The sequence below is a fragment of the Rhodococcus opacus B4 genome, assembly GCF_000010805.1.
Lineage (GTDB): Bacteria > Actinomycetota > Actinomycetes > Mycobacteriales > Mycobacteriaceae > Rhodococcus_F > Rhodococcus_F opacus_C.
Genome location: NC_012522.1, coordinates 4,127,919 through 4,140,842 on the forward strand (window position 1 = coordinate 4,127,919; position 12,924 = coordinate 4,140,842).

General features: G+C 68.4%; 11 protein-coding genes and 1 pseudogene. 7 read left to right on the forward strand and 5 right to left on the reverse strand.

What is annotated here, in order from left to right; genetic code table 11:
* Window positions 1–59: 59 nt before the first annotated feature.
* The 3 genes from ROP_RS18890 to ROP_RS18900 are packed head-to-tail and all read right to left on the reverse strand — an operon-like array spanning window position 60 to window position 2,337.
* Window positions 60–1,037 carry an NAD(P)H-dependent flavin oxidoreductase gene (locus ROP_RS18890; RefSeq protein WP_012691011.1) on the reverse strand — a complete coding sequence of 326 codons (978 nt, stop codon included), beginning with the start codon at window positions 1,035–1,037 and terminating at the stop codon, window positions 60–62.
* Between the two features lie 41 nt (window positions 1,038–1,078).
* Window positions 1,079–1,483 carry a nuclear transport factor 2 family protein gene (locus ROP_RS18895; protein ID WP_012691012.1) on the reverse strand — a complete coding sequence of 135 codons (405 nt, stop codon included), beginning with the start codon at window positions 1,481–1,483 and terminating at the stop codon, window positions 1,079–1,081.
* Window positions 1,480–2,337, reverse strand: coding sequence for a crotonase/enoyl-CoA hydratase family protein (locus ROP_RS18900; RefSeq protein WP_012691013.1), 858 nt, complete (start codon window positions 2,335–2,337; stop codon window positions 1,480–1,482). Before ROP_RS18900 ends, ROP_RS18895 begins: the two co-directional genes overlap by 4 nt.
* 110 nt (window positions 2,338–2,447) lie before the next feature.
* On the opposite strand from ROP_RS18900, the gene ROP_RS18905 reads away from it, so the two are divergent.
* The 4 genes and pseudogenes from ROP_RS18905 (at window position 2,448) to ROP_RS18920 (ending at window position 5,901) form a co-directional block, all read left to right on the forward strand.
* A complete protein-coding gene (locus ROP_RS18905) occupies window positions 2,448–3,062 on the forward strand; it encodes a TetR/AcrR family transcriptional regulator (protein ID WP_012691014.1) in 615 nt (204 codons plus the stop codon).
* On the forward strand, window positions 3,059–4,060 hold the full coding sequence (locus ROP_RS18910) for a YihY/virulence factor BrkB family protein (RefSeq protein ID WP_012691015.1): 1,002 nt from the start codon (window positions 3,059–3,061) through the stop codon (window positions 4,058–4,060). Before ROP_RS18905 ends, ROP_RS18910 begins: the two co-directional genes overlap by 4 nt.
* Window positions 4,057–4,419: a PH domain-containing protein gene (locus tag ROP_RS18915; RefSeq protein ID WP_012691016.1), complete on the forward strand. Its 363-nt coding sequence runs from the start codon at window positions 4,057–4,059 to the stop codon at window positions 4,417–4,419. Before ROP_RS18910 ends, ROP_RS18915 begins: the two co-directional genes overlap by 4 nt.
* Before the next feature lie 317 nt (window positions 4,420–4,736).
* Window positions 4,737–5,901: pseudogene (locus tag ROP_RS18920) on the forward strand (MFS transporter).
* Here the strand turns inward: ROP_RS18920 and ROP_RS18925 are convergent.
* Together ROP_RS18925 and ROP_RS18930 are read right to left on the reverse strand one after the other, a co-directional pair.
* Window positions 5,877–7,421, reverse strand: coding sequence for an acyl-CoA synthetase (locus tag ROP_RS18925; RefSeq protein ID WP_012691018.1), 1,545 nt, complete (start codon window positions 7,419–7,421; stop codon window positions 5,877–5,879). The pseudogene ROP_RS18920 and the gene ROP_RS18925 overlap by 25 nt on opposite strands.
* Before the next feature lie 47 nt (window positions 7,422–7,468).
* Window positions 7,469–8,782, reverse strand: a complete 1,314-nt coding sequence (locus ROP_RS18930; RefSeq protein ID WP_012691019.1) for an MFS transporter — start codon at window positions 8,780–8,782, stop codon at window positions 7,469–7,471.
* A 218-nt stretch (window positions 8,783–9,000) separates the two neighbouring features.
* On the opposite strand from ROP_RS18930, the gene ROP_RS18935 reads away from it, so the two are divergent.
* From ROP_RS18935 to ROP_RS18945, 3 genes are read left to right on the forward strand one after another with little or no spacing between them, the layout of a single operon-like run.
* Window positions 9,001–10,086: a phosphotransferase family protein gene (locus ROP_RS18935; RefSeq protein WP_012691020.1), complete on the forward strand. Its 1,086-nt coding sequence runs from the start codon at window positions 9,001–9,003 to the stop codon at window positions 10,084–10,086.
* A 36-nt stretch (window positions 10,087–10,122) separates the two neighbouring features.
* Entirely contained in the window at window positions 10,123–11,352 is a 1,230-nt protein-coding gene (locus tag ROP_RS18940; RefSeq protein WP_012691021.1) for an acyl-CoA dehydrogenase family protein, read from the forward strand.
* Window positions 11,349–12,923: an acyl-CoA synthetase gene (locus ROP_RS18945; protein WP_012691022.1), complete on the forward strand. Its 1,575-nt coding sequence runs from the start codon at window positions 11,349–11,351 to the stop codon at window positions 12,921–12,923. The genes ROP_RS18940 and ROP_RS18945 overlap by 4 nt, the downstream gene beginning before the upstream one ends.
* Window position 12,924 lies beyond the last annotated feature (1 nt).

Here is a 12,924-nt window from a genome sequence, read left to right on the forward strand (position 1 = left end):
CCGCCCGTGCGCCTTTTTGGTAGCTGGAACAACCAGAAAGGCGCACGGGCGCGAAGCGCCTACGCCAGTGACGCCTTCGCGTCGGCGTACTCACGGCTGAGGCGTTCGACGATCTCTGCGACCGGGACGACGGCGTCGACGGCGCCGATGCCCTGTCCGGCGCCCCAGATGTCGCGCCAGGGCTTGGCTTCCGACTTCACGGTGGTGTCGGTGTCCTCACCGACGCCGAAGTCCATGGCGGACGGGTCGGACACGGCGAGGTTGTTCGGGTCGAGTCCGGCCTTCTCGATGCTGCCGCGCAGGTAGTTGCCGTGCACCCCGGTGAACAGGTTGGAGTAGACGATGTCGGATGCGGTGGAGTCGACGATCATCTGCTTGTAGCCGGCGTCGGCGTTGGCTTCTTCGGTGGCGATGAACGCGGAGCCGATGTAGGCGAGGTCGGCGCCGGCGGCCCGTGCGGCGAGGACGGAGCGGCCGTGGGCGATGGAGCCCGACAGCAGGACCGGTCCGTCGAACCACTCGCGGATCTCCTGGATCAACGCGAACGGTGACAGGGTGCCGGCGTGCCCGCCCGCGCCTGCGGCGACGGCGATGAGTCCGTCGGCGCCCTTCTCGACTGCCTTCTTCGCGAACTTGTTGTTGATGACGTCGTGGAGGACGATGCCGCCGTAGCTGTGGACGGCGTCGTTGACGTCGGTGCGGGCGCCGAGGGAGGTGATCACGATGGGGACCTGGAATTCGACGATGGTCGCGAGGTCTTCGTCGAGACGGTCGTTGCTCTTGTGCACGATCAGGTTGACCGCGTAAGGGGCGGACGGGGTCTCGGGGTTGTTGGCGTCGTGTTTGGCGAGCTCTTCGGTGATGCGGGTGAGCCATTCGCGCAGGACCGGCTGCGGGCGGGCGTTGAGGGAGGGGAACGACCCGACGATGCCGGCGGTGGACTGGGCGATCACCAGGTCGGGTCCCGACACGATGAACATCGGCGACGCCACCACGGGCAGGCGGAGCCGGTCTTGCAGGATGGGGGGCAGGCTCATGAATTTCTCCTCGATGCGGTATCGGATTGCGGTGCAGTGCTTTATGACTGGGACAGCTGGGCGGCCATCAGCGGGATGAGCGCCTGCAGGCCCTTCACGGGCCGAACCATCACCTTGAACGACGTGATCTGGTCGCGGTCGTTCCAGTGGATCAGGTCGATGCCGTTGACGTGGATGCCGTCGAGTTCGGTGGCGAATTCCAGGACCGCCGAACGGTCGCCGTACCACTCCTCGACGTACCGGAATCCGGTGCCGTCGAAGACGTTCAGGGCGGCGCCGAGGTAGGCCAGGACCTTCGGCTTCCCTTCCTGCGGCGTGAAGACCGCGGGGGAGGAGAACACGGCGTCATCGGCGACGAGCGCGTCGAGTGCCGCGAGGTCGCGGTGTTCGACGACGCGGTGCCAGGCTTCGACGACTGCGGGGCGCGCCGGCGTCGGGGCGGTCATCCGCGGAACGCCGGGATCGGGAGGTCGTCGCCGAACAGGTCCGGGAGGTTGTCGCGCACGCTGTCGGGGAACACCGCGGGCCGCTTCTCCAGGAAAGCGGAGATGCCTTCGCGCGCGTCGGGCCCGATGCCCCGGATGTTGATGCCCCGGGTCTCGACGCGGTGCGCGATCATCGGGTGCTCGGCGCCGAGCGCCCGCCACATCATCTGCCGGGACAGCGCCACGGAGACGGGGGCGGAGTGCTCGGTCAGGCTCCGGGCCAGCGCGTAGGCCTCGTCGAGCAGGGACTCGCGCGGGTACAGCTTGTACACGAGGCCGGCGTCGAGAGCTTCCGCGGCGGGGAACACCCGGCCGGAGTACACCCAGTCGAGGGCGGTCTGGAGGGGGACGAGGCGAGGCAGGAACCACGTCGAGCAGGATTCGGGCACGATGCCGCGGCGGTTGAAGACGAATCCGATGCGGGCGTCGTCGGCGGCGAGGCGGAAGTCGGCGGCGAGGGTCATCGTGATGCCGACGCCCACGGCCGGTCCGTTGATGGCGGCGATGATCGGCTTGCGGGATTCGAACATGCGGAGCACCACGCGGCCGCCGCCGTCGCGTCGGGCGTCACCGGACTCGTCCTCGCCCTGCCACTGCCCGAACGTGTCGGCGCCCGCGGCCAGGTCCGCGCCCGCGCAGAACGCTCGTCCGGCTCCGGTGAGCACGATCGCCCGGACGCCATCGTCCGCGTCGAGCTGGTCGTATGCGGCGATCAGCTCGTTCTCCATCGTGGTGGTGAACGCGTTGAGCTGGTCGGGCCGGTTCAGGGTGATCGTCGCGATGCCGTCGGCGACGCCGAGTCCGATGTGATCCATCGCACCAGCATGACATCGCTACCGAACGATCGCTAGAGCAGAATCTGTGACGGGACCCACTACGCTGGGAGTGGTCGTGTGATGGGTGGAGCGGGGACGGAGACCGAGGGATGTGCGCTGCAAAGGTGGCCGCCGTGAGTACCGGGACCGGGCGGCAGGTGATCCTCGACTCTGCGGTCACGAACATGAACGAACGCGGCTATCACGGCACCTCCATGCGCGACATCGCGCGCGGCGCCGACATCACCGTCGCGTCGATCTACCACCACTTCGCGTCGAAGCAGGAGATTCTGCAGGACATCATGGTGCGCGCACTCCACGACGCCATCGCGATGACCCGCGGCGCGCTGCTGCGTTCGGGCGGCGCCCCCGCCGACCAGTTGCAGGCGCTGGTGCGGGCGTGGGTCATGTTCCACACCACCCGGCAACGGGACGCGATGGTCGGCGCCACCGAGATCCGCAGCCTCGACGACGCCGGCCGTCGGCTTGTCGTCGCTCTCCGCGACGAGCAGGAACACCTGTTCCGCGACGTCATCGAGCGGGGTGTCGAGGAGGGCGACTTCGGGACGGAGTACCCGAGGGATGCCGTCCGGGGCATCATCAACATGGGCCAGTCGGTGTGCACGTGGTGGCACGCCGACGGACCGATGACACCCGAGGAGCTCGCCGGGCGCTACGCCGACCTGGCCCTCGCGATGGTGAAACCGGTCGTCCGAGCACCATGAAGTTCGCCTGGCGTCTCGACGCCCTCCAGCAGAGGTACCCGGCGATGGGATTCCCGATCGCCGTCACCTACAAGTTCCTCGACGATCAGGGCGTGTATCTCGCGGCGTTGATCGCGTATTACGGGTTCATCTCGCTGTTTCCCCTGCTGCTTCTGCTGTCCACGGTGCTCGGGTTCGTGCTGTCCGGGCGCCCCGACCTGCAGCAGGACATCATCGACTCGGCGCTGAGCCAGTTCCCGGTGATCGGCGCCGACCTGGCCGACCCGCACCGGATCGGCGGCGGGGTGACGGGCCTGGTGATCGGGCTGGTCGGTGCCCTCTACGGCGGCCTCGGCGTCGCACTGGCCTGCCAGAACGCGATGAACACGGCGTGGTCGGTGCCCCGGAACATGCGGCCCGACCCGATCCGCGGCCGGTTGCGGGGACTGCTGTTGCTCGGCACGATCGGGCTCGCCGTCCTGGGAACGGCCGCGGTCGCCGCGGTCGGCGCGGCGACGCACCTGTCCGGATCGTTCAGCGTGCTCCTGATGCTCGCCGCGATCACGATCAATTCCGTGATCTTCGTCCTCGCGTTCCGGCTCGCCACCGCCCGGCCGCTGTCGGTCGCGGACGTCGCGCCGGGCGCCGTCGCGGCGGCCGTGCTGTGGCAGGTGCTGCAGTCGTTCGGCGCGTACTACGTGAGCAAGGTGGTGAGTACGGCGTCGGTGACGAACGGGGTGTTCGCCGTCGTGCTGGGACTGCTGGCCTTCCTCTTCCTCGCCGCCGCGGCGATCGTGGTGTGCGTGGAGATCAACGTCGTCCGCGTCGACAGACTGCACCCGCGGGCGCTGCTCGTGCCGTTCACCGACAGGGCCGAACTCGCGGACGGCGACAAGCGGACGTTCACCGACCAGGCGAAGGCGCAGCGCGCGGTCCCGCACGAGGGAATCCACGTCACCTTCGACGAACTTTCTGGGACGATGGACGAGACCGCACCGACGTCGAAGGAGGAGCCGTGACCGATCCGATCTTCGACAAGTCGGAACAGCTCAAGCAGGTCCAACAGGGGATTCTTCCCGGCGAGACGATCATCGCCGTGTACGACTGCATCGGCGCGGGCACCGGCTTTCTCGGGATCACGAATCTCCGCGTCGTCATCCAGGACAAGAGCTTCGTCGGGAAGCGCACCGCGATCACGTCCATTCCGTACAAGAACATCCGGTCGGTGTCGTTTCTCAGCAACAAGTCGTGGGCCGGTCAGTTCTTCTCCTCCAGCAGCATCGCCGTCGACGTCGCCCAGACCACGTACGAGGCCGACTTCCGCGGCATGGACAAGGCCCACCACGTCCACACGGTGATCCTCCAGCACATCACGTGACGTAGATCGCTCTGCTCCGGTGCGTCGCCCCACGTCACGGCGACGCACCGCCCTCGGGTGCCGGTGAGTGGAATCACGCCCGCCTCGATTGTTAATTCACTTGCGGCCTCGCCCATACTGGGACGAGCCGGTTTGCCACGATCTCGGCCCGGCATTTCCTCAGGTGAGCCCGACGACCCGTGCTCGCCGCCCCTACGATCAGCCCCGATGGGAGTCCTGCTGCCATGACGCCGCCCTCAGTTGCACTCACCGAACCCGCGGTCGCCACTCGTCCGTCTCTGCGTCCGCGGATTCCGTCACCGAGTCGGCGGGGCGCGATGCTGGCGCTGGCGCTCGGCGGATTCGGCATCGGCACAACGGAATTCGCGTCCATGGGACTGCTGCCGGCGATGGCGGCGGGCCACCGGGGTGTCGGAGCCGGTGGCCGGGCACTTCGTGTCGGCGTACGCGCTCGGCGTCGTCGTCGGCGCGCCCACGATCGCGGCGCTGGCCGCCCGCGTCGAGCGCCGCACCCTGCTCATCGCGTTGATGGCCACATTCGTTCTCGGCAATCTCGCGACGGCCCTCGCTCCGGGATACGAGTCGCTGCTGGCGGCCCGGTTCCTCGCCGGACTGCCGCACGGCGCGTACTTCGGCGTCGCGGCGTTGGTCGCCGCGCACCTCGCCGAGCCCGGCAAGCGAGCCAAGGCGGTCGCGACGGTGATGATGGGACTGTCGGTCGCGAACGTGGTCGGGGTGCCGTCGACGGCGTTCTTCGGTCAGATCCTCGGCTGGCGGTCCGCGTTCGTGCTCGTCGTGATCATCGGCGTCGTGACGCTCGTGGCGCTGGCACGTCTCGTTCCGCCGCTGGCCGGGGTGCACGTGAGCAACCCGGTGGCCGAACTCGGGGCGCTGAGCCGGATGCAGGTGTGGATGACGCTGATCTTCGCGACGGTCGGCTTCGGCGGTTCGTTCGCCGTGTACACCTACATCAGTTCGACGCTCACCGAGGTGTCCGGGTTGCCGCAGACGATGGTCCCGGTGGCGTTGATGCTGTTCGGTTCCGGGATGATCCTCGGCAACGTCGTGGGCGGACGAATCGCCGACAACGCGGTGGTCCCCGGGCTGTTCGGGTGCATGATCGCCCTCATCGCGGTCCTCGCGCTGTTCGTCGTCGCCGCCCGCAATCCGGTGACGTCGCTGATCGTGCTGTTCTTCATCGGCATGGCGGTGACCGCGATCTTCCCGGCCGTCCAGTCGCGGCTGATGGACGCGGCGGGTGACGCGAAGACGCTCGCGTCGACACTGATCCACGGTGCGTTCAACCTCGCCAACGCGGGTGGTGCATGGATCGGCGGCGTCGTGATCGCGGCCGGGTACGGCTACACCGCCCCGGCCGCGGTCGGCGCACTGCTCGGCGTCGCCGGGCTGATCGTCCTCACGGTCGCGGTTCTCCTCGACCGCAGGCGGACGACGGCTCAGGCGGTCACGCCGGCGGAGTAACGCTCGCGGAGAGCGCCCTTGACCAGTTTGCCGGTGGGGGTGCGGGGCAGGTCGTCGCTGAACACGAGATTCCGCGGCACCTTGAACCGGGCGAGCCGTTCCCGGACGTGACCCAGGAGTTCGGCGGCCAGTCCGTCGTCCCCGGCCACGCCGGGAACGGTCTGGACCACGGCGAGCACCGTTTCACCCATCTCCTCGTCCGGGATCCCGATCACCGCGACGTCGAGGACGGCCGGGTGCTCGGTGAGGGTGTTCTCGATCTCCTGCGGGTAGATGTTGACGCCGCCGGAGATGATCATGAACGACTTCCGGTCGGTGAGGAACAGGTATCCGTCCTCGTCGAGGTATCCGACGTCGCCGGTCGTGGTCCACATCGGGTGCTGCGGGTGCTGCGCGTCCCGGGTCTTCTCCGGCGCGTTGTGGTACTCGAACGGCAGGGTGTCCCGCTCGAAGTACAGGGTGCCGACCTCGCCGGGTGCGAGGTCGGCACCGTCGTCGCCGCAGATGTGGGCGACCCCGAGGGCCGCGCGGCCGACCGTCCCGGGTTTGCGGAGCCATTCATCCGAGTTCACCAGGGTCATGCCGTTGAGTTCGGTGGAGGAGTAGTACTCGGACAGGATCGGACCCCACCAGTCGATCATCTGCTGCTTGACCTCCACCGGGCACGGGGCCGCGGCGTGCACGGCGACGCGCAGACTGGACACGTCGTACCGCTCCCGCACGTCGCGGGGAAGCTTCAGCATGCGGACGAACATCGTGGGCACCCACTGGCTGTAGGTGACGCGGAACTTGTCGATGTACGCGAGCGCCTTCTCGGCGTCGAAGCGGTCCATCACGACTACGGTGCCGCCCAGGGCCTGCACCGACGCGCAGGTGCGGAGCGGCGCCGCGTGATACAGCGGCGCCGGCGACAGGTAGACGGTGTCGGGGGTGACTCCCCACACCGTCGCGTTCATCCCGGTCATGGTGTCGCCCGGGTCTTGGATCTGCCGTGCGGGCAACTCCGGTTTGATGCCCTTCGGGCGGCCGGTGGTACCGGAGGAATACAGCATGTCGGCCCCGCGCGGCTGGTCGGGCAGCGGGACGTCGGACTCCGCGGCCGCGGCCTCGTCGAGCGAGTCGTGGCCGGGAATCGTTCCCCCGAACACCAGCCGGTGCTCGACGCCGGGGGTGAGGGCGGGAAGTTCAGCGGCGACCGCGTCCAGCGCGGCATCGACGACCAGTGCCCTGGCACCGCAATCGTCGACGACGTACGCGATCTCCGGCGGCGTGAGATGCCAGTTGACCATGGTGAGGTAGAGACCGGAACGCATGGCGGCCCAGTACATGTCGAAGATCGCGGGGGTGTTTGTGGCCAGCACGGCGACGTGATCACCGCGGCGCAGGCCGAGGGAGTGCAGGTGCCGGGCGATGCGGACCGAGCGGGACTCGAGTTCGGCGAAGGTGACCGTCTGCCCGGTGCCGGCCATGATCACGGCCGGCTTGTCGGGTGTGGTGGCAGCATGCGCGCCGGGATACATGGTTACTCCAATTCGTGGTGGATCTCGTGTGGTGAGTCTGTTCGGCCTCAGCCGAGTTGCTCCTGCGCGACCTTGGACCGGCGTGCCACGCCGGCCACCGAGATCAGTCCGACGACCGCCGCCGCGATCACGAAAAGGGCGGGGGATTGGACGTTTCCGGTCTTCTCCACCAGCCAGACGGCGACGAAGGGGGCCGTGCCACCGGCGATGACGACGCCGAGGTTCCAGCCCATGGCGACACCGGTGAAGCGGACGTCCTTGTCGAACAGCAGCGGCATGAGCGTGTACGAGCCGACCTGGGCGCCGACGGTGTTGACCATGATCAGCAGGTAGGCGATTGCGGCGATCCACAGGCTGTGGTGCATGACGGCCATCGCCGGGTAGGTGACGATCGCGAATCCGGCGAGGCTGATCACGGTGAACCGCACGCGCCCGATACGGTCGGCGACGATCCCGCCGAGTGGCATTGCAAGCGCGACGATTCCGATGACGACGGTCGCGATCCAGTAGACCGGGGTGCGTTCGTAGCCGAGGCTCTTCATGAGATGGATGCTCATGTAGGTGAGGCCGATGTAAGCGGTTCCGTTGCACGCCAGACTGATTCCGACCGACTGCAGGAGGGCGAGCGGCTGGCGCCGGAAGACGGCGACGACGGGTGCCTGGGCCGGCCCGGATTCGGCGTCGTCGCCGTGGGTCTCCTCGACCCGGGTGCGGGCCCACAGGCAGAGCAGTGTCAGCGGCAACGCGAGCAGGAATGGGACCCGCCACCCCCAGCTCTCGAGCTGCGCCTCGGTGGTGAGCGCGGACACGGTACCCGCGACCGCGGCGGCCATCGCGAATCCCATCGTGGAGCCGAGCGGGGTGAACGCGCCGTACGTGGCCTTGAGATGCCGCGGCGCGGATTCGGAAATGAACGTGGCGGAACCGCCGACCTCACCGCCCGCCGAGAATCCCTGGACCATCCGGACGAGGACGAGCAGCACGGTGGCCCAGATTCCCGCCTGCGCGTGGGTGGGCAGGAATCCCATCGCCATGCTGCCGAGGCCCATGCAGACGAGTGTCGCGAGGAGGGCCTTCTTCCGGCCGAACCGGTCGCCGATGTGCCCGAACACGATGCCGCCGAGCGGGCGCATGAGGTACGCGGTGCCGAACACGGCGAGTGCGGACAGCAGCGCCGTCGCCGGGTCGCTGCTGGGGAAGAACAGCGGCGCCATCACGATCGCGAGGTAGCCGTACAGACTGAAGTCGTAGTACTCGATCAGGGTGCCGACGCCGCCCGCGATCGCGGCGCGACGTGCACGGACGCGGTCCTCGGCCTGCCATTCGGTGGTGGCAGCAGACCCGGTCAACTGGTCCGTCATAGGTGTCCTGACCTTTCGGGGGCGGATGAGACGTGCATCACTTCCGGTGGATCATGCCAACTGAACGATCGCTTGGCAAGCAGCTTCGGTTTCCGGGTGCAGCGGCTATTAATTGCAGCGTATCCGGATATTGACTTCCGGCGTCCGCTCGGCTGATGATGGGAACTGGCCGAACGATCGTTTGGCAGTACAGCGAAGCACCCGAAAGGACGCAGCGGATGACGACGTCCCACGCCGAAGCGGACACCCACCAGGACTGGGAGGATTCGGCAGGCGTCGACCTCGCGGCCCTTGCCGGCTACCTCGACACCGCTCTCGAGGGGGGTGTGCAGGGGGAGTTGTCGGCAGGACTGATCAGCGGTGGCCGCTCGAATCCCACGTACCGGGTTGCCGACGCCGACCGGACGTGGGTCCTGCGGCGTCCCCCGTACGGGCACGTCCTGCCGAGCGCCCACGACATGAAGCGTGAGTTCACCGTGATCAGCGGGCTGGCGGGCACCGCGGTCCCGGTGCCCGAAGCGGTGCTGCTGTGCGAGGACAAGTACGTGCTGGGTGCGTCGTTCTACCTCATGGAGCTGGTGGACGGGATGCCCGTCGGGACGGTCGAGCAGGCGTCGGCGCTCACCCCGGACGACCGCCGCCGGCTCGGGCTGGACCTCGCCGACACCCTGGCCGCCCTGCACGGCGTCGACGCGGACGCGGTCGGACTCGGCTCCTTCGGCCGCCCGGACGGTTACCTCGAACGCCAACTCGACCGCTGGTCCCGGCAGTGGGAGGCCTCCCGCACCACCGATCGCCCCGAGGTGTCGGTGCTGCTCGACAAGCTGCGCCGGGCGTTGCCCACCTCGGACTTCCCGGGCATCGTCCACGGCGACGTCAAACTCGACAACGTGCTCGCGTCCCGCGACGACGCCGGGAAGATCGTCGCGGTCCTGGACTGGGAGATGGCGACGCTCGGCGACACCCTCGCCGACGTCGGGATCATGCTGAGCTTCTGGGACCAGCCCGGCGCCGTCGACAACCCGGTGACCAAGGGTCTCGCGCGGCTCGACGGATTCCCCACCCGCGCCGAACTTCTCGACCGCTACGCCACGCAGCGCGGCATCGACATCCCCGACATCGACTGGTACACGGTGTTCGCCGACTTCAAGATCGCCGTCATCCTCGAGGGCATCAACGCCCGGCACGCGCAGGGCGACACCGTCGGCGGGGGGTTCGACGACGTCGGCGACATGGTCGGTCCGCTGTTGCAGCGCGCGCTCGACCTCGCTGCCGCGTCGCCCGTGTCCGAACTCCGCCGCTGACCGCGGCATCACCGAAATAGATTGGAGCCACTTACAGTGGATTTCGAGTACAGCCCGAAAGTTCTTGAACTGCAAGCGAAGCTGACGAAGTTCATGCAGGAGCGGGTGCTGCCCGCCGAGCAGATCGCCGAGGAGCAGCTGGCGTCCAAGCCCGATCACTGGGGTGCGCCGCCGATCGTCGCCGACCTCAAGGCCGCCGCCAAGCGGGAAGGTCTGTGGAACCTCTTCCTGCCCGCCCGCGAGGGGGCCGGGCTGACGAACCTCGAGTACGCGCCGCTCGCGGAGCTCACCGGCTGGAGCCCGCTGATCGCCCCGGAGGCGTTCAACTGCAACCCGCCGGACACCGGCAACATGGAACTGCTGCACCTCTACGGCACCGACGAGCAGAAGTCGGAATGGCTCGAACCGCTGCTCGCGGGGGAATTCCGGTCGTGCTTCTCGATGACCGAACCCGACGTTGCGAGCTCGGACGCCAACAACGTCCGGCTCGAGATCGCCGAGGACGGCGAAGAGTGGGTGCTGACCGGGCGCAAGTGGTGGTCCACCGCGGCGCTGCGCGACGACTGCCGGGTGGCGATGGTCATGGGCGCCACCGACCCCGACGCCCCGGTCGGCAGCCGGCACAGCATCGTCCTCGTTCCCATGGACACCCCGGGGGTGAACATCGTCCGGTCCACCACGGTCCTCGGGTTCGCCGACCGCCACGAGGGCGGGCACGGCGAGATCGTCTTCGACAAGGTCCGTGTGCCCAAGGCGAATCTGCTCGGACCACGGGGTAAGGGCTTCGCGGTCGCGCAGGCCCGCCTCGGTCCGGGGCGGATCCACCACTGCATGCGGCTGATCGGCATGGCCGAGCGGGCCATCGCGCTGATGACCGAACGCGCCCGCACCCGGGTCGCGTTCGGCAGGCCCCTCGCCGACGAGGGCGTCGTGCAGGCCACCGTCGCGGACGCGCGGATCCACCTCGACGCCGCCCGGCTGCTGGTGCTGAAGGCCGCCTGGCGGATGGACGTCGAGGGCACCAAGGCCGCTCGCCACGACATCGCCGCGGCCAAGGTGATGGTCCCGCTGACGGTCAAGCAGATCGTCGACGACGCGATGCAGATCTTCGGCGGCGCCGGCCTGTCGCAGGACACGATCCTGCCGGTGCTGTACGCGCAGGCCCGGTTCCTGCAGATCGCCGACGGTCCCGACCAGGTGCACCGGCGGTCGCTCGCCCGCGCCGAGTTCGCCGCCACTCCGACACTGAAAGAAGTCCGCGGGTGAACGAAAACCTGACGCGCGCCCGGCAGCAGAGCATCGGCGATATTCCGCGACGGTCCGCCGCGCGCTTTCCGGACAAGCTCGCGATCGTGCACCGCGACGTGCGGCTGACGTTCGCCGAGTTCGATGCCGTCATCGATCGGGTGGCGGCGGCTCTGCATGCCGAGGGGCTTCGCCCCGGTGACCGGCTCGCGCTGCTGTCGCACAACTGCTGGCAGTACCCGGTGCTGAACTTCGCGACCGCCCGGCTCGGTGTGGTGCTCGTCCCGATCAACTTCATGCTGACCGGCGGGGAGATCGCGTACATCCTCGACGACTGTGCGGCCGACGCGTTCGTCGTCGAGGACGCCCTGGTGCCCGTCGCCGAGACGGCGCTCGCGGAATCGAGGGGGAGCGTCCGGTTGCGGGCGGCGCTCCCACTGGGCGGCGGCGCCGTTCCGGACGGCTGGCGCGCGGTGGCCGGCTGGACAGGCGGCGAATACGATTCGGCGCCGGAGGTATTCGTGGCCGACGACGACGTGGTCCGCATCGTGTACACGTCGGGTACCGAGTCGCGGCCCAAGGGTGCGATGCTCACCAGCCGGTCGCTGATGTGGCAGTACATCAGCTGCATCGTCACCGGCGGCATGAGCAGCGACGACGTGGAGGTGCACGCGCTGCCGCTGTACCACTGCGCGCAACTCGACAACTTCCTCAGCACCGACATCTACCTCGGGGCGACGAGCATCATCGTCGACGGACCCGACCCCCGGGTGCTGCTCCGCACCATCGAGGCGGAGAAGGTGACCAACCTGTTCTGCCCGCCGACGGTGTGGATCTCCCTGCTGCAGTCGCCCGACTTCGGCGGCACCGACCTGCGGTCGCTGCAGAAGGGTTACTACGGGGCGTCCCCGCTGCCGGTGGAGGTCCTGCGCGACATGAAGCGGGCATTGCCCGGCATCCGGTTGTGGAACTTCTACGGGCAAAGCGAAATGGCATCCCTCGCCACGGCTCTCGGTCCGGAAGACCAGGAGTCGCGGGGCGGTTCGGCGGGTAAGCCGGCGCTGAACGTGGAGACACGCATCGTGGACGACCGGAACGAGCCACTGCCGGCCGGCGAGGTCGGGGAGATCGTGCACCGCAGCCCGCACGCCACCGTCGGCTATCTCGGGCAGCCCGAGAAGACGGCGGAAGCGTTCGCCGGCGGCTGGTTCCACTCCGGCGACCTCGGTTACCTCGACGACGACGGCTACCTGTGGGTGGTCGACCGCAAGAAGGACATGATCAAGTCCGGCGGCGAGAACGTCGCCACCCGGGAGGTCGAGGAAACGCTCTACGAACTCGACGGCGTCGGCGAGGCCGCGGTGTTCGCAGTTCCGCACCCACGGTGGATCGAAGCGGTTGCGGCTGTGGTGGTCCCCGTCGCCGGCGTCGAACTCGACGAGAAGGACGTGGTGGAGCACTGCCGCGGACGGCTCGCCGGCTACAAGCTGCCCAAGTACGTCGTCGTCGCCGACTCCCTCCCGAAGAACCCGAGCGGGAAGATCCTCAAACGCGTTCTCCGAGACACATTCGGTTCCATTGCCCAAGACTGAG